At 70.0% G+C, this 16,358-nt stretch carries 13 protein-coding genes; 9 read left to right on the top strand and 4 right to left on the bottom strand.

Features of this window, described 5'->3' with window-relative positions; genetic code table 11:
• Positions 1 to 41: 41 nt before the first annotated feature.
• Complete coding sequence (locus ABJF88_07565; protein MEP0546772.1) at positions 42 to 1,787, bottom strand: hypothetical protein; 1,746 nt, start codon at positions 1,785 to 1,787, stop codon at positions 42 to 44.
• Complete coding sequence (locus ABJF88_07570) at positions 1,784 to 4,795, bottom strand: tetratricopeptide repeat protein (protein ID MEP0546773.1); 3,012 nt, start codon at positions 4,793 to 4,795, stop codon at positions 1,784 to 1,786. The genes ABJF88_07565 and ABJF88_07570 overlap by 4 nt, the downstream gene beginning before the upstream one ends.
• Before the next feature lie 266 nt (positions 4,796 to 5,061).
• Here ABJF88_07570 and ABJF88_07575 point away from each other — a divergent pair, with 266 nt between their 5' ends.
• Both ABJF88_07575 and ABJF88_07580 read left to right on the top strand, forming a co-directional pair.
• Positions 5,062 to 5,727, top strand: a complete 666-nt coding sequence (locus ABJF88_07575) for a hypothetical protein (protein MEP0546774.1) — start codon at positions 5,062 to 5,064, stop codon at positions 5,725 to 5,727.
• A gap of 161 nt (positions 5,728 to 5,888) precedes the next feature.
• The gene (locus ABJF88_07580; GenBank protein MEP0546775.1) at positions 5,889 to 6,830 is read left to right on the top strand and encodes a PfkB family carbohydrate kinase; all 942 of its coding nucleotides are present in this window, start codon (positions 5,889 to 5,891) and stop codon (positions 6,828 to 6,830) included.
• A gap of 25 nt (positions 6,831 to 6,855) precedes the next feature.
• Here ABJF88_07580 and ABJF88_07585 read toward each other — a convergent pair whose 3' ends face one another.
• Positions 6,856 to 8,106: a hypothetical protein gene (locus ABJF88_07585; GenBank protein MEP0546776.1), complete on the bottom strand. Its 1,251-nt coding sequence runs from the start codon at positions 8,104 to 8,106 to the stop codon at positions 6,856 to 6,858.
• Positions 8,107 to 8,423: 317 nt separating this feature from the next.
• On the opposite strand from ABJF88_07585, the gene ABJF88_07590 reads away from it, so the two are divergent.
• The 6 genes from ABJF88_07590 (at position 8,424) to ABJF88_07615 (ending at position 13,900) form a co-directional block, all read left to right on the top strand.
• Positions 8,424 to 10,514 (top strand): tetratricopeptide repeat protein, encoded by a 2,091-nt coding sequence (locus tag ABJF88_07590; GenBank protein ID MEP0546777.1) that lies wholly within the window; start codon positions 8,424 to 8,426, stop codon positions 10,512 to 10,514.
• A 51-nt stretch (positions 10,515 to 10,565) separates the two neighbouring features.
• The gene (locus ABJF88_07595) at positions 10,566 to 11,561 is read left to right on the top strand and encodes a hypothetical protein (protein ID MEP0546778.1); all 996 of its coding nucleotides are present in this window, start codon (positions 10,566 to 10,568) and stop codon (positions 11,559 to 11,561) included.
• Complete coding sequence (locus tag ABJF88_07600; GenBank protein MEP0546779.1) at positions 11,561 to 11,791, top strand: RND transporter; 231 nt, start codon at positions 11,561 to 11,563, stop codon at positions 11,789 to 11,791. The genes ABJF88_07595 and ABJF88_07600 overlap by 1 nt, the downstream gene beginning before the upstream one ends.
• Positions 11,792 to 11,869: 78 nt before the next feature.
• The gene (folB, locus tag ABJF88_07605) at positions 11,870 to 12,286 is read left to right on the top strand and encodes a dihydroneopterin aldolase (protein MEP0546780.1); all 417 of its coding nucleotides are present in this window, start codon (positions 11,870 to 11,872) and stop codon (positions 12,284 to 12,286) included.
• Positions 12,283 to 13,503, top strand: coding sequence for a 2-amino-4-hydroxy-6-hydroxymethyldihydropteridine diphosphokinase (gene folK, locus ABJF88_07610; GenBank protein ID MEP0546781.1), 1,221 nt, complete (start codon positions 12,283 to 12,285; stop codon positions 13,501 to 13,503). The genes folB and folK overlap by 4 nt, the downstream gene beginning before the upstream one ends.
• A 34-nt stretch (positions 13,504 to 13,537) precedes the next feature.
• Positions 13,538 to 13,900 carry a four helix bundle protein gene (locus ABJF88_07615; GenBank protein ID MEP0546782.1) on the top strand — a complete coding sequence of 121 codons (363 nt, stop codon included), beginning with the start codon at positions 13,538 to 13,540 and terminating at the stop codon, positions 13,898 to 13,900.
• Between the two features lie 42 nt (positions 13,901 to 13,942).
• Here ABJF88_07615 and ABJF88_07620 read toward each other — a convergent pair whose 3' ends face one another.
• Positions 13,943 to 14,668 (bottom strand): energy transducer TonB, encoded by a 726-nt coding sequence (locus ABJF88_07620; GenBank protein ID MEP0546783.1) that lies wholly within the window; start codon positions 14,666 to 14,668, stop codon positions 13,943 to 13,945.
• 433 nt (positions 14,669 to 15,101) lie between these two features.
• Between ABJF88_07620 and carA the strand changes: the two genes are divergently transcribed.
• On the top strand, positions 15,102 to 16,253 hold the full coding sequence (carA, locus tag ABJF88_07625) for a glutamine-hydrolyzing carbamoyl-phosphate synthase small subunit (GenBank protein MEP0546784.1): 1,152 nt from the start codon (positions 15,102 to 15,104) through the stop codon (positions 16,251 to 16,253).
• The last annotated feature ends 105 nt before the right edge of the window (positions 16,254 to 16,358 follow it).

Here is a 16,358-nt window from a genome sequence, read left to right on the forward strand (position 1 = left end):
GATACGAAACGCGCGCGAGGTAACCACGGGTTACCGCCGGGTTACCACTGCACGCGGAGGCCGGCGAGGACGGCGGACGGGGGCCGGGGGTAGCCGGGCCACTGCTCGGCGCGGCCCGCGAGGCGCTCGGCGCGGACGAGGGCGCCGACGCCCGGCGAGAACAGGTAGTGCGCCTCGGCGTCGAGTGTCGCCCACGCGGGGGCTTCGTCGAGGGGCGCTTCCCTGGGCCGCGCGCTCTCGGCGGAGCCGGTGACCTGCACGAGGCCGCGGCCTTCGGCGAAGGGCATCGCGAGGGACAACTCGCCGACGAAGGGAGCAAAATAGGGAATATCCTGCTCGGTGTCGGGGAGCGTGCCGGAGCGGAATTCGGCGCCGAGCGTGGCGCGCAGGCCGTTCGGGGCGTAGAACGTGACGCTGCCCCCGCCGCGGAGGACGACCTCCTCGGCGTAACGCGTGTCGTAGAGCCCGACCGTAGCCCCCGAGATATTCCGAACGAAGTGGAGCGCGACCGGGCTGTAGCGCCCCCCGGCGTACGCGGTGAAGCGGACGTTCCGGCTCTGGATTTCCAGCCCGGCGTCGCCGTCGACGACGTGGAGGTCGGGCGCGACGAACGGTTCGGGCACGGCGTACGGGTTCGCGCGGAAGAGGCCGGCGAGGCCACGCCGCACCACCGAGGGCTCGTTGCGGATGTAGAATCGAGTCGTGGACGAGAGTGGGAGGTCGAAGGAAACGACGGGGCCGACGTTCTGGCTGGAACCACCGCCGTTGAGCGCCGAGGCGCTGTAGCCGAGGAAGCGCGCGCCCACGTCGAGCACGCCACGCCCCACCGTAAGCTGCACCGTCCCGCCCGCGCTGTACGTTTTCAGGCTCTCGCCGATGCCTTCATCACCGAGCCCGGAGAACGCCCCGGCAGCGTCGACGCGGACGCGGTCGAACCGGACGCCGCCGTCAGCCTCGAAGCGTGCTTCGGTCTGGTCGAACGAGCCTTCCGGCACGCCGAAGTCGAACACGCCGTCTTCCACGTTCACGGAGTAGTCGGTCGAGGCGAAGCGGGCGGCGGCGTGGAAGGGTACGCGGTCCGGCGCGTCGGAGGCGACGGAGACGCTGCCGCCGATCGTGCGGCCGGTCCGGTCGGGCTGCGCGTCGACCACGTTCGGCACGTCGGCGCCGAGGAGGCGGTACTGCTGGTAGTCGCCGTCGAGGGCGAAGCCGAAGCGCGTCGGGCCGGGCGTGGTGTAGGCGATGCGGCCGTCGAACACGTCGGAGCGCGCGTCGAAATCGGGCTCGTCGTCGAACGGCTGGAAATTGGAGAAGCCCGAGTAGCTCGCGTTCACGCCGAGGCCGCCGGCGCTGACCGTGAGCCGTCCGAGCCGGCTGAGGTAGCGGCCGAAGCCGGCGTCGATCCGCCCCGTGAGCGGCGAGAGCGCGGCGGCGTCGGGCGGCACCGGCTCCGCGAGCGGGTCGACCGGCAGGCCGTCGATGTCCTGACCGTAGGGGGCGACGTAGGTCTGCCGGCTGCCGGGGACGACGTACGTGCGCGGCGGCGGGGCGAAGCCGCGCAGCGGTTGCCGTTCGAGGTTAGGGAGCGAGATCTGGAGGTCGCCGCGGATCTCGAACGCGCGCGGCGTGAGGTCCGGCAGCCGCTCCGTATCCGGCTGCGCGAAGGCAACGGCGGGGAGGAGGACGAGGGCGAGGAGGTATGAGGGTAGAGGAGTAATGCTCCTAACCCACGTCCACACGTCCACACGTCCACACGTCCACACGTCCATCTGTTCGTTGGTCATCATCGTTCGCGCTCGGCTACGGCGGCGGCCGGGGTGTCGGGGTAGGCGGCGATCACGCGCTGGTAGGCTTCGTCGGCGCGGCCGGGCTCGCCGAGGCGGCGGAAGGCGCGGGCGCGGACGAGGAGAGCGGCGGCCACGTCGTCGGGGTAGCCCGCGAACCGGGTCTCGATGTTAAGCCGGTCGAGGGCCGAGAGGACGCCCTGCGCGTCGCCCCCTGCGAAGAGGGCGTCGGCGAGGCGGACGGCGGCCTCGGCACCCGCCGCGTCGTCGTTCGTGGCGGCGAGGTCGCGGTAGAAGTCGATCGCGTCGTCGGCGCGGCCCTGGGCTTCGAGCGTGCGGGCGAGGCCGAGCCCGGCACGGTCGGCGAGCGGCGTGTTCGGGACAGTTTGGATCACCGTGCCGAAGAGGGCCTCGGCGTCGGCGGCGCGGCCAAGCCCGAGGAGCGCTTCGGCCTCGCCGACTCGGGCTTCGGCGCCGGCTTCGGGCGTCACGGCCTCGTCGCCGAGCGAGCGGAAGAGGGTGAGCGCGTCGGCGTAGCGCTCGGCGTCGAGGTAGAGCGCGCCGAGGCGGGCGGCGGCTTCGGGCCGGACGTCCTCGTTCGGGTAGCGCTCGACCACGCGCCGGAGGTAGGGCTCGGCTTCCCGTGGCTGGCCGAGATCGGCGTAGGCACGGCCGATGTAGAGGTTCGCCGCGGCGAGGAGCGCGTCATCCTGCGCCGTGCGGATGAAGCTCTGAAAGGCGGAGATCGACTCGACGAGGTTGCCGCTCTGGAACGCGCCCTCGGCCTGCCGGAAGCGGAGTTCGTCGAGCACCGACGCGTCGGGGTTCTGCTCGGCGTACTGCTGCACGATCTCGTCGAGCTGGTACTCGTCGCCCTGCGCCGTGAGCGCGTACTGCACGCCCGAGAGCGCGTCCACGACGAACGGGCTGTTCGGGTAGCGGTCGAGCACGGCGCGGTAGGCGGCCGTCGCCTCGCGGAGCTTGCCCTGGTTGTAGAGCGCGTCGCCGATGCCGTACTGCGCCTTCGGGGCGAGCGGCGAGCCGGGGTACTGGTCGAGCACGACGCGGTAATCGGCAATCGCGCGGTCGTAGTTGCCCTCTTGGAAGGCGAGCGCGCCCTTCGCGTACTGCGCCTGCGCCCGCAGCGACGACTCGGGATACTGGGCGAGCAGCCGGTCGTAGGCGGCGACGGCCTCGGCGGTGCGGCCCGCGTTGCCGTGCGCCTGTCCGATCTGGAAGAGGGCGTAGTCCGCACCGCCGACCGTCGTGTCCTCGATGCGCTGGTACGTCGCAATCGCCTGGTCGAACCGCTTCAGCGCGAAGTAGGCGTCGGCGAGGCGGAGGCGGGCGTCGGTCGTGTACGGGACGATCTCGCTGCCGGGGCGGTACGAGGCGAGGAAGCGCTCGAAGGCCGTGGCGGCGCGGGCATAGTCGCCGCGCTTGAAGAGGGTCCACGCGAGGGCGTAGCGGGCGGCGTCCTGCTGGCGGTGCTCGGGGAATTTCTGCAGGTACTCGGTGAAGAGGGTTTCGGCTCGCTGGAGCGCGGCGGCATTGCCGGCCTGGCCCTCCTGAAACGAGGCCTCAGCGGCCCAGAACAGCGTCTCGCCCGAGCGCGGCCCGCTCGGGTCGCGCTGGTAGAGCTGCTGGAGCGCGCGCGCCGCCTCCGCAAAATCGCCCGACTGGTAGCTCGCGTACGCCTGCTGAAACGCGACCTCGCCCCGCAACTCGGCCGATGCCGTGCCGAGCGCTTCGGCCCGCTCGTTCGCGCGCTGCGCCTTGCGGTAGTCGCCGAGCGCGGCGTACGTCTCGCCGAGCATCCGCGCTGCCTCGCCCGCGAACGCCGAGGTCGGGTAGCGGTCGAGGAGGGTCTCGAACGACTGCGCGGCGTCGTCCCACCGGCGCACGCCGTAGAGGAGGAAGCCGCGCTCGAAGAGGGCGGCGTCGGCGAACGAGCTTTCGGGGCGGCGGATGTGGACAGCTTCGAGCCGCCGCGCCGCCTCGTCGATTTGCCCGAGCCGTTTGAGCGCGAGTCCTTCGTAGTACGTCGCCTCGGCGGCGAGGTCGTCGAATTCGGCCCCAGACCACTGGCGGACGGCGCCGAAGCGGTCGGCGGCATTCGTCCAGTCGTCCTGCTCCCACGCGATCCGGCCGGTGCCGAAGCGGGCGCGGCGGGCGTACGCGCCGGTCGCGTCGATCTCGGCGAAGTAGGCCTCGGCGTCGCTCAGCCGGTCGAGCCGGAGGGCGGCTTCGCCGAGGAAGAACAGGGCGCGGTCGCGCGTCGGGCCGCTGAGGTCGGGCAGGCGGCGCTCGCCCTCGGTGATCGCGCGGTCGTACTGCCCGGTGCGGACGTAGGCGTCGGTGAGGGCGAGGCCTACGCGGCGGTCCTCGGGCGTCCGGCTGTAGCGCGTGGCGAGCTGGCCGAAGGCGTCGGCGGCCTCGACGTAGCGCCCGCGCTCGAACTCGGCGAAGCCGGCGGCGTAGAGCGCCTGCGGCGCGGCGACGGAGCGGGGGTGCTCGGCGGCGACGCGGCGGAGGTAGGGGAGGGCGGCGTCGGGGCGGTCCTGCCGGAGCATCGTCTGGCCCGTGAGGAGGAGGGCGCGCGCGGCGTCCTCGGACGGCTGCTCCTCTTCCAAGGCCTCGGCGAGCGCGTCGAGCGCGCGGTCGTACTGCTCGGTGGCGAAGTAGTATTCGCCGAGGGCGAGGCGGGCGCGCGGCGCGAGCGGGTGGGACGGATAGCGGGTGCGGAAGTCCGAGAGCAACCGCGCCGCCGTCGCGTCGTCGCCGACGGCGAGAGCGGACTCGCCGCCGTAAAACAGGGCGTCGGGCGTGCGCGGGTCGTTGGGGTAGGCCGCGCGGAAGTCGGCGAACGCGCGCTCGGCCTCGCCGAAGAGGCGGGCGTCGAAGAGGGCGTAGGCGTCGGCGAAGGCGGTCTCGGGTCCCGCCGGGTTGGGCTGGGCGAGGGCGGGGGCAGCGAGGAGAGCGGCGGCGAGCGCAGCAGCGAGAAAACGCATAGAGGAGGCGGGTGGGAATCGGCGCGGCCTAAGATAACCGAGGAACGCACCGTGCCGTGTGGTTCGCATCTCGCCGTCGGCGAAACAAAAGCGGGGCCGCGTCGCGTTTAACAACGCCAGGCACTCCGAGCCCTTCTGCGTAATCGATTTCGGAGTCCTGCCCCTCTCCGCCGCCCGCCGTTGCCCGATCCGTCCCGCCCGGCGCAGCCCCAGCGAGACACGCGGCCGGCGCCACTCACCCCTACCTCTCGTACTCCACTCCCGACATGGAAAACAAATCCGATAAGAACGCCACCAAGTCCGACGCCCCGGATCTCGCGAAGCCCGACGCCGGGAAGCCGTCGCCCGCGGCCCCGCCGGCCCCGACGCCCAGCGGCGCTCCCACTTCCGGCGCGAGCAGCACCGGCACCGGCACACCGCCTTCCGGCACGGGCCCCAGCGTCCGTCCCCCGTCTTCCACGAACGCCGCCTCGGCCCGCCCCATCACGAGCGCGCCTGCTTTCGGCGATCCGACCGTGGACCGCCTCTCGCTCGACCCCGCCGACAGCGACGATTGGGTGACGCGGACGAAGCTGTGGGTCGAGGAAAACCCCGCCCTTGCGATCGTCGGTGCGATCGGGATCGGCCTGCTCGTCGGCCGCATCGTGACGGCGGCGATCCCCGATCCCCAGCCGAAGACGCTCACCGGCAAGATCGAGCAGCGTGCCAAGCAGCTCTCGAAGCAGGGCCGCTATTACGCCGATGACGCTGGAGACGTGATCTCCAAGCAGCTCGCCGTCGCCGCCGAGGCGCTCAGTGAGGCCTCGCACGCCGTCTCAAAGAACGCGAAGCACGGCTTCGAAGAAGCGAAGGACTTCAGCGAGAGCATCGCCGAGGCCATCGGGCAGGCGTTCTCGAAGAAAGCCGGCGACTGGCTCGACAGGATCTCCTGATCCGGGTCGCCGCCTGCGCTCCCACAGCGTGACGCGTGGAGCGTGATCGGCATTCGACCTATTCTTCACCGGGGGCGGTGGCTGCGAAGCCGCCGCCCCCGTGTGCGTGCTCTATCTTCGGGGCTGCCCGTTTTCTACCTCCGTTCCCCGACCCTGAAGCTATGAGCGTCCTCGCCGTCGGCACCGTCGCCTTCGATACCATCGAGACCCCGTTCGGCAAGGCCGACCGCATCCTCGGTGGCTCCGGCACGTACATCGCCCTCGCGGCGCGCTACCTCACCTCGCCCGTCCGCGTCGTCGGTGTCGTCGGGCGGGACTTCCCCGAGGAGCACGTGGACCTCTTCCGCTCGCGGGGGATCGACACCGAGGGGCTCGTCCGCGACGAGGACGGCGAGACGTTCTTCTGGGCCGGCCGCTACCACTACGACCTCAACCGCCGGGACACGCTCGCGACCCACCTCAACGTGCTCGCCGGGTTCGACCCCGAGGTGCCCGCGTCGTACCGCGACAGCCGGATCGTCTGCCTCGGCAACCTCGACCCGACCGTGCAGCAGAAGGTGCTCGATCAGGTCGACGCCCCGGACCTCGTGATCCTCGATACGATGAACTACTGGATCGAGCACACGCCGAAGGAACTGCGGAAAACGCTCGAACGGGTGGACGTCCTCGTGATCAACGACTCCGAGGCGCGCGAGCTATCCGGCGAGCCGAACCTCGTCCGCGCTGCCCGCATCATCCGGGGCATGGGGCCGCAGACGCTCGTCATCAAAAAGGGCGAGCATGGCGCGCTCCTCTTCCGCAACGGCACCGTGTTCAGTGCCCCGGCCTTCCCGCTCGAAGACATCTACGACCCGACGGGCGCGGGCGATGCGTTCATGGGCGGCTTCGCCGGCCACCTCGCTCGCACTGACCCGCACGACCCCGAAGAGATGCGCCGCGCCGTCGTACTCGGCAGCGCGCTCGCATCGTTCGTCGTCGAGGCGTTCGGCACGGAGCGGTTGCTGAGCCTCGACAACGGCGACCTCGAAATGCGCATCGCCTCGTTCCACGATCTCTCTGTGATCCCCGAAATGAACGGGGCGCTCGGCACGCCGAGCCTCTAGCGGTTCTCCGGCGCCTCGGCGAGCGCTACATCTCGTCGAGGTTGTGGAAGCGGTTGCTGCGGAGACGCTGCTGGAAGAGGTCGAAGAGGGCGGACTGCGCCTCGGGCACCCACACGTCGAAGATCTCACGGTCCGAAGCCGTGCCGAGCTGGGCAGCGATGCGCTGCGCGTCGGCGGGGTGCCAGCTCGCGATCTCGTCGAGGGAGATGATGCCGATCTGGCGGAGCGCCTCCTGCATCTCGGCATCGATCCCGGAGATGACGGTGAGGTCATCGCCGATCTTCTGTTCCAAGCTTTCAGCGCTGATGAGTTCGGGGACGCGGCGGGAGACGGTCACAGGCCGGTCGTTCCGGTCCTGGCGCACGGTGGGGCGCGGGGGGGCATGGGTGGCCGTTATGCCGTCACCGGACGAAGTGGGCAATGGGGACTCGTCATGCTGCTCGTCGGCTCCTTCAACCTCGAAGTCTGACCAGTCGAGGAGGCGGTCGAACTCAGAGAGGGGTTTCGGCTGCTCGGGGGCCTGTTCGCTGGTCCGCTCGGCGTGCGGGCGCTCGACCTTCGGCTCGGGGACCGCGGGCTCCGAGGACATATCGTCCTGTTCCGAGACGAACGCATCGGCCGGGATGATGAAGTTCGACATCACGCTGGGGTCGACGGGGCCCGACCACGCCGGGCTGTTGGCAGGCGCCTCGGCCTCCACGATGGCTTCGGCCTCGTCGTCATTCGCACCGGCTTCCTCGCTCGCGGTGGACGCTTCGAGCTCTGCTTCGAGCTCGTACTCGGCTTCCTCTACGAAGCCGATCTGGGCGACGGGTGGCTCTTCCACGCTGAACTCGCTCACGCTGAGCTCCTCAGCGATGGGCGTCTCCAGGGCATCGACGGGAGCCTCCATGGCATCGTCCTGCACGTCCTCTGCTTCGTACGCGACCTCGGGCAGCACCGACGCAAACGGATCGAGGAAGTCGGGGTCGTCATCGAAGACGAGGGCGGACGGCGTGTCGAAATCCCCCGATCCCGGCAGGAGATCGGCGAATGCTTCCGGTCCAGCTTCGGACGCTGTGGCGGTCTCGGGCTGCGCGCCGTCATCGGCCGGCATGATGAGCGTCTCCGACACCGCGGCGAGTGCTCTCCGGAGCTGGCCGCGCAATTTCTGCATCTCCTCCCTCTGCTGGTCGATCTCGGTGCGAACATGGACCTCCAGGCTGTGGACCCGGTCGACGCAGGCGTCAAGCTGGCGTTCGAGGTCTTCGATCGCGTGGTACATACTGGCGCTCATAGCGGAGGCTCGCTGATTAAGTACTCGGAGGAACGAGGGAAACGGGGGCTAGCTTGGGTTCCGCCGCGGCGCCGGGAGCACCGGAGAGGAAGATTAGGAAGCCGTTGGTTACGGAATGGCTCTGGGCCGGGTGTGGAAGGGTCGCATAGGGGATACCCCGTAGCCGTTTCGGCTGAGTGCAACAGCCATTCCATTCTGGCTGAGGTCCGTACGACGAGAGAGTAAGAGCCGCGAGGAGGGACGCCGCATGGCCTCGTGGCGGGCGCGGAGCCGTGGTATCTTCCGCCCGCTTTCGACCTGACCGCCCCGCGTTTTTGATGCGCTCCATCGTCCTCCTCATCCTGAGCCTCATGATGCTCGTCGGGTGCCGCTCCGACGAGTCCGCCGAGCCGAGCGGGGAGGCGGCCGCCGTCGCGGCGTCGTACGCCGGGGATGAAGCCTGCGCCTCCTGCCACGCCGAGCTGTACGCGAGCTACCACCGCACCGGCATGGGCCGCTCCGTCTCCCGCTTCGACCCAGCCGCTGCGCCGGAGCGGTTCGATGCGGAGGGCCGCAGCCCCGTCGTGTACAACGAGAACTTCGACTTCTACTACCAGGCATTCGTCCGGGGCGATACGCTGTTCCAGCGCGAGTTCCGGCTCGACGAGAGCGGCGACGTGATCCACGAACGGGTCCACCGCGCGGACTACGTCGTCGGCAGCGGGAACGCGACGCGGTCCTACCTCATGCGCGTGGGCGGCTACGTCACCGAGATGCCGCTCACGTGGTACGTCGAGCGCGCGATCTGGGATATGAGCCCCGGCTACTACACCTCGAACAGCCGGTTCAGCCGCCCGGCGAACCTCGAGTGCATGACGTGCCACAACGGGCTGCCCGAGCCGACGCCGTTCACGCAGAACCACTACGCCGAACTCCCGCTCGGCATCACGTGCGAGCGCTGCCACGGCCCCGCCGCGGACCACGTCGAGGCCCGGCTTGCGGGGAACGAGCCTGCTCCCGGTGCGCCCGACCCGCACCTCGTCGACCTCGCCTCGCTCGACCGTGAGGCCCAGCTCAGCGTCTGCCAGCAGTGCCACCTCGAGGGGCTCGCCGTGTTCAAGCCGGGCGAGGACCCGACGACGTTTCGCCCCGGCGAGCCGCTCGCCTCGCACCGCACCGTTTTCGCCCGGCTCGACAAAGTGGAGGACCCCGACGACTTCGGCATCGCCTCCCACGCGCTCCGCCTCGCTCTCAGCGCCTGCTTCGAGGAGAGCGCGATGACGTGCACGACGTGCCACGATCCGCACCAGCCGACGGCCGAACTCGGGGCCGATTGGTTCAACTCGGTCTGCCAGAGCTGCCACGGCGGCGACGGCGATCCGCCGGGTGGGGCCGTCGCGCACGAGGCGCTGTGCGAGCGGCCAGGCGTCGGCTCGCCCGCCGAGGCGATGACGGGCGACTGCGTGAGCTGCCACATGCAGACGGGCGGCACGTCGGACATCCCCCACGTCTCGTTCACCGACCACTGGATCCGCCGCGAGCTCCCGCCCGCCCGCGCCCCCGGCCTCATCGAGCGCGACATGAGCCGCGAGGAGCCGTTCGTCCTCGTCAATTTGCTGGACGGGGCGCAGCCGATGCCGCCCGGCGAGGCTGATCTCGAAGCTGCGCTCGCGTACTTCCACTTCTACGAGACGGTGCACCCGCAGGCGGCGTACCTGCCCGACGTGGCTGCCCGCATCCGGCGCGGGCTCGCCGCTGGCGCCGACCGCGTCGACGCGCGCGTGGCGCTCGGGCGAGCGCTCGCGGAGATGGACTCGCTCGCCGCCGCGGAGCGCGTGCTCGGCGAGGCCGTGGCGGCGTACCCCGGCGACGCATGGGCGCAGTACTGGCTCGGGACCGTGCGTGACCGGCGGGGGAAGGCCGAGGCGGCTGAGGCGCCGCTGCGCCGCGCCGTCGAGATCCAGCCGCTCCTCGTGGAAGCCCGCATCGCTCTCGCCGACGTGCTGAGCGAGATGGGGAGGACCGACGAGGCCGTGCAGCACCTCGAAGCGGCCGTCGCGGCGGACTCGCTCCACCACCCGGCGGCGTGGAACAACCTCGGCTTCCTCTACCTGCAAGCGGGCCGGATGGCGGCGGCCGAGCGGCCCCTCGCCACGGCCGTCCGGCTCGACCCCGACTTCGCCGAGGCCCGCGTCAACCTCGGCGCGATCTACCTCTCCGACGGGCGGCTCGACCCGGCCATCGAGCAGTTCGAGCAGGCCATCCGTGCCCGGCCCGATTACGCCCCCGCGTACGGAAACCTCGGCGTGGCCTACGTCCAACTCGGCCGCACCGCCGACGCGCGGCGGATGTTCGAGCGCCTGCTCACGCTCTCTCCCGGCGATCAGCGAGCCCGCGCCTACCTCGCCGAACTCGGCGCGGCCGGGTAATACCTCGCGTCCGTCCGGCGTTCGAGGCCCGGTTCCACATCCGATTCTCCCGTGACCCTCCACGTTTCCATCCCACGTTGCCTCCTCCTCGCCGTCGTGTGCGTCGTGCTCGGCGGCTGCGCCGAGCGTGGGGGAGCGGCCGAACGCGACGGGCTCCGGCTCGACCTCGAGAAGCGGGATCCCGAGCGACTGCTCCGCTATTACTTCGGCTCGTACCTCGGACCCGACGGCGGCGACGCCGTCGCTGCAGGCGTGCTCTCGGGCGAGGGCGACGCCTTCACGCTGCACCCCGATGCGCTCGCAGAGCCATGGCAGGAAGCGCTCGCCACGGCGAACGCGAACGGTGACGACTCGCTCGATTGGGACGAACTCGCCGCCTTCTTCGAGCAGACCTATGCCGAGGCCCGTGACCTTCCGCCGACGCTCGACGCCTTCCGTGCTGCCGCGCCCTACGCCCGGGCCGACTCGGCGTGGTTCACGGTCGAGATCGACGGGGTGATGACGAGCGCGCGGCGACACCTCTTCGTCCCCATGGCGGCGATCCGTTCGGCGCTGGCGAACTACCACGCGAACGGGGACCGGCTGCTCTACCCCGTCGGTACCGCGCTCGTCGGCGAGCACTGGCTCGATGGCGAGCGCGTGGAGACGACGGCGATGCTGAAGCGGCCTGACGGGTTCTGGGACTTCGTCGTCTACGGCCCGACCGGCGACCTCGCCGCCGCGACCGACACGCCGCCGCGCGCGCTCCGTAGTCCGACGCAGTGTGTGGGGTGCCACATCGGCAAGAAGGCGTTCGAGCCCGAGAAGAGCTTCCCCGCTGAAGCCCCGCCGGGACCGTTCGGGCCGCGCGCGATCCACGTTGGGCCAGCGATGCGCAACGCCGACGTCGTCGCGTTCTTCGACGAGCACGCGAAGCGCAGCGACACGGCGCTCGGTATCTACAACACGCTCTTCGTGTCCAAACTCCTCGCCGATCGCAACGCCGGCCGGATCGCGCCGGACGACGCGGCGCTCCTCGACGGACTCGACCTCCCGGAGGGGCTCTGATGCGCTGGCTCGACCGCATCCCGCTGTGGCTGCTCGCCGTCGGCGCCGTGTTCATGGCGCTCGCGCCGTTCGTGCCGGAGCCGCATCTCTGGCGCGATCTGAAGTGGCTCATCGCGGGCGAACTCACCCGGCCCGAGGACGTGTTCGACCTGTTCTGGCACGCCGCGCTGCCCGTGCTGCTCGTCGTCCGCCTCGTGCGAGCGGCGCGGCGGGAAGGCCCTGCGAATTGAGGGTGGAAGACGGGCCGGCCGGCCCCGCGCCGTGTCGTTCGCCGCTATCTTCTTCGTACGATTTATTTCCCCTCTGGTATGCCTCCTCCCACGCCCGACCGCACCGACGCGGCCACGACGGCCCGCTCGGCCGGGACGGTCCGCCTCATCAACGCCGTTTTCTACGCCCACCACGGCGTGATGCAGGAGGAGCACCGCATCGGCGGGCGCTACGAGGTGGACGTGGCGATGGACCTCGACTTCCGCGCCGCCGCAGAGCACGACGACCTCGACCGGACCGTGGACTACGAGCGGGTCTACAACCTCGTCCGCGACCTCGTCACCGGCAACAAGTTCTACCTCATCGAGAAGCTCGCGTACCGCATCGCCCACGCCGTCCTCGACGCGTTTGACATCGTGGCTCGGGCCGAGGTGACGGTGCGGAAGGCGAACCCGCCCGTCGGCGGCTCGGTGGACCGCGCCGAGGCCGTGTACCGCGCTGAGCGGGTGGCATGAACGAGCGACGTGAATCCGTACGGGCTTTCGTCGGGCTCGGCGCGAACCTCGGGGATCGCGCCGAGCAACTCGCTACGGCCCTGCAAGCCTTGAATCGCGAGGTGGGCATTCGCGTCGTGGCCGTCTCGCCCGTCTATGAAGGGCCCGCCCACACGCTCGACGACACGCCGCAGCCGCCGTACCTCAACGCCGTGGCCGAGGTGCGGACGACGCTGGAGCCCGACGCCCTCCTCGAGACGTTCAGCCAGCTCGAGCACGACGCCGGGCGCGAGCGCCGCGTCGCGTGGGCCCCGCGCCCGCTCGATCTCGACCTCCTGCTCTACGGCGAACACGTCGTGTGGGACGACGACCTCGCCGTGCCGCACCCTCGGATGGGCGAGCGCCGGTTCGTCCTCCAGCCCCTCGCCGACCTCGCACCGGACCTCGTGGTGCCCGGCGTCGGCCTCCCCGTCCGCGACCTCCTCGCGCAGTGCGCCGACCCGAGCGAGCTCCGCGTGCTGCCGCAACCGCTCGACTTCCAGAGCCCGGTGACGTCCGCCTCCGAGTTCGAGATCCCCGACGCGCTCCGCTACGTCGTGGTCGAGGGCGTGATCGGGGCGGGGAAGACGACGCTGGCGCGGCTCGTGGCCGAGCGGATGGGCGCGCGGCTCGTGCTCGAAGAGTTCGAAGAGAACCCGTTCCTGCCGGACTTCTACCGCGACCCCGTGCGGTGGGCGTTCCAGACGCAGCTCGCGTTCCTCGCCAGCCGGTTCCGGCAGCAGAAGGAGCTCGGCGCGCGCGACCTCTTCCACCACGCTACCGTCGCTGACTACACCTTCGACAAAGACCGCATCTTCGCCCACATCACCCTCGACGGCGACGAGCTCCAGCTTTACGAAAACCTCTACGGGCTGATGGAGCCCGCCACGCCGCAGCCCGACCTCGTCGTCTACCTCCAGAGTTCGGTGGACCGGCTGATGCAGAACATCGCGCACCGCGGCCGCCCGTACGAGCGGAACATGGAGCGGAGCTACATCACCGAGCTCGCCGAGGCGTACGACCGCTATTTCCGCACCTACACGAAGGGCCCGCTTCTCATCATCAACAGCACGACGATCGACTTCGTCAACGATCCGGCCGACTTCGAGCGCCTCGTCCGCCGCATCGCAGCGATGGCGGGGCAGACCGGGACTGTTCACTTCAACCCGGACTCGGACGGCCAACTCGGGTTGCTTTGAAAGGGTAAAGGGTGAGGGGTAAAGGGAGGTGGAAATGGAGAACCAGGCGCGAGATATTCTCAAGCGGTCGGAGGACTACGCGGTTCGAGCAGTGAAGCTGTTTCAGCATTTGCAAGCCGGCGCGGATCGGGCGGGGTGGGTCCTCGGCAAGCAGTACCTCCGCTCGGCGACCTCTATCGGAGCCAACATCGAGGAGGCACAGGATGCGGAGAGCCGGAAAGACTTCGTACACAAATACGGGATCGCACAGAAAGAGGCGCGGGAGAGCCGCTATTGGCTCCGCGTGATGGTTCGCTCGGGTCTCGTATCCGAAGAAAGAATCGCCCCCCTCTTGCAAGAAGCGAACGAGCTTTACGCCGTCATCACCGCCATCATCCGCAACGCGAAGAGGGTTTAGTAATTTACCCTTTACCCTTTACCCTTTACCCTTTAACCTTTCTCACACGCCGACGCCGAGCGTCATCGTGGTGTACGTCTCGACGGGGCGGCCCTCGTGGCGGCCGGGGCGGAAGCGCGTGCGGTTGACGGCGTCGAGGATGGCCTGCTCCACGCCGTATCCGATCTCGGCCACGCGCTCCTCGCGGTCGCGCTTGTCGAGGAGGAAGCGGTCGACGATCTCGACCTCTTTGAGCCGGCCGCGCTCGTCGATGCGGAGACGGAGGCGGACGCGGGCGCGGATGCCGCGCCGCTCGGCCTCGCGCGGGTAGTCCGGCAGCACGGGGCTGATCGTCTGCGGGCGCCGGTCGGCGCGCTCGACGAAGGTGGGGCGGGCGTCGGGTGAGCCTTCGGCTTCGACGGGGCCGGGCGGTGCGTCGGGCAGGGCGATGTCAGCGTTCGGGCTTGTGTCGAGCGGCTCGAAGTCGATCTCGAGGTCGGGGATCGGGACGTCGTCGGGGACTTCCACCGGGGGCAGGGTCGGCGGTGGGGGCGGGGCCGTGCGCGGCGACTGCGCCGTCGGCTCGATGAGTTCGAGCGGGATCTGCTCGTGAGGTGTGGCGACGTAGAGCGGGGGCGTAGCGCGCTCCTCGACAGGCCAGAGTCGGAACGCTAGAATTAAGAGCAGGAGGCTCGCCGCGAGCGTGGCGAGGATGCGCGGCCGGTAGAGCCGGTCGTGGCGCTCCGTGCGGAGGCGCGGCGGGGGGGAGGATGAGCGGGCGGAGGGCACGAAGAGAGAACGGGGAGGGTCGCGCCGCAAGTATAGCGAGCGTCCCGGTGTGAAAAGAGGCAGAAAGGAGGGGCGCGTCGGCCCGACACGTGGCGGTGCTCTTGATCCGGCTGGACCTGCACGGTAGTTTTGCCCCCGAGTCTTGCCATGAGCCTCCGTGAAACTCGCGCTCGACGGAACCGCCGTTTTCGCGGCCCCGTTCATCCGCGAACCGACCGATCTTCCCCCAACCCGTGCCCGGCGTCTTCCTCCTCCTGCCCGATCCTCACGGTGCCGAGCGCTCCGCTCCGCTGAGCCTTCCCGTTTCGGGAGGGCTTTTTTTGTATCAATCGGGCAACGACGCTCCCTGTTGACGCCGTCCATCACGCGGCGGAACGCCCTTTGATCTCGCACCCGACCTCTCCCTCTGCCTCCACTTCAGTCCCACTGCTCCATGAAGCCTGAGTCCACGCCTGCCCGCCGCCCCGCCAAACTCGCGCTCGAAGACGGCACCGTCGTCACCGGTCTCGCCGTCGGCTATGTCGGCGAGACGGCGGGGGAGCTGTGCTTCAACACGAGCATGGCTGGCTACCAGGAGATCATGACCGACCCGAGCTACGTCGGGCAGATCATGATGATGACGTACCCCCACATCGGCAACTACGGCGCGTCCGAGCAGGACCTCGAAGCCGACGGCCCGCGCGTCGCCGGCCTCGTCACGCGGGCGTTCGTCGATCACTACTCGAACGAGAACGCCGACGAGAGCTTTGAGGATTGGATGCATCGGCACGGGCTCGTCGGCATCACCGGCGTCGACACGCGGCGGCTCGTGCGGCACATTCGCGAAGGCGGCGTGCAGAACGCCGTCATCTCCGCGACCGACCTCGACGACGCCAGCCTCGTCGCGAAGGCGAAGGCGCACCCGAGCATGGCCGGGCTCGAACTCGCCAGCCGCGTCACCACACCCGAGCCCTACGACTTCCACCTCGACGGGAAGACCGACCCCGACGGCCCGCGCATCGCCGTCTACGACTACGGCGTCAAGCGCAACATCCTCCGCTCGTTCGCCCGCCGCGGCTGCGCCGTCCGCGTCTTCCCCGCCGATACCCCGCTTGATGCCGTGCTCGCGTGGAACCCCGACGGCCTCTTCTTCTCGAACGGCCCCGGCGATCCCCGCGCGATGCCCGAAGCCATCGAGACGGCGAAGGAGGCGGCGGAGGGCGACGTGCCCGTCTTCGGCATCTGCCTCGGCCACCAGCTCATGGCACTCGCCTCCGGGATGGAAGTCTACAAAATGAAAGTCGGCCACCGGGGCGCGAACCAGCCCGTCAAAAACCTCGACCGCGGTCACGTCGAGATCTCGACGCAGAACCACGGCTTCGCGGTGGAAGAGGACTCGATCACTGACGGCGTGGCGCGCGTCACGCACCAGAACCTCAACGACGGGACCGTCGAGGGCCTCCGCTTCGCCGCGTACCCCGGCCTCTCGGTGCAGTACCACCCCGAGTCCTCGCCCGGCCCCCACGATAGCGCGTACCTCTTCGACGAGTTCCTCGACCTCGTCCGCGAGACGCGAGGCATCCCCGCCCGCCCCGAAACCGCGTAACCCTATGGCCGAGCCCGACCCCCGCTCCCACATTCGCCGTGTCGTCGGGCGCACCACGCCGCGCTCCCCGGTCGCTGTCGTGTGGCGCCTGCGGTGCGAACTCGC

The sequence above is a fragment of the Rhodothermales bacterium genome (assembly GCA_039944855.1).
Classification (GTDB): Bacteria; Bacteroidota; Rhodothermia; order Rhodothermales; family JANQRZ01; genus JBBSMX01.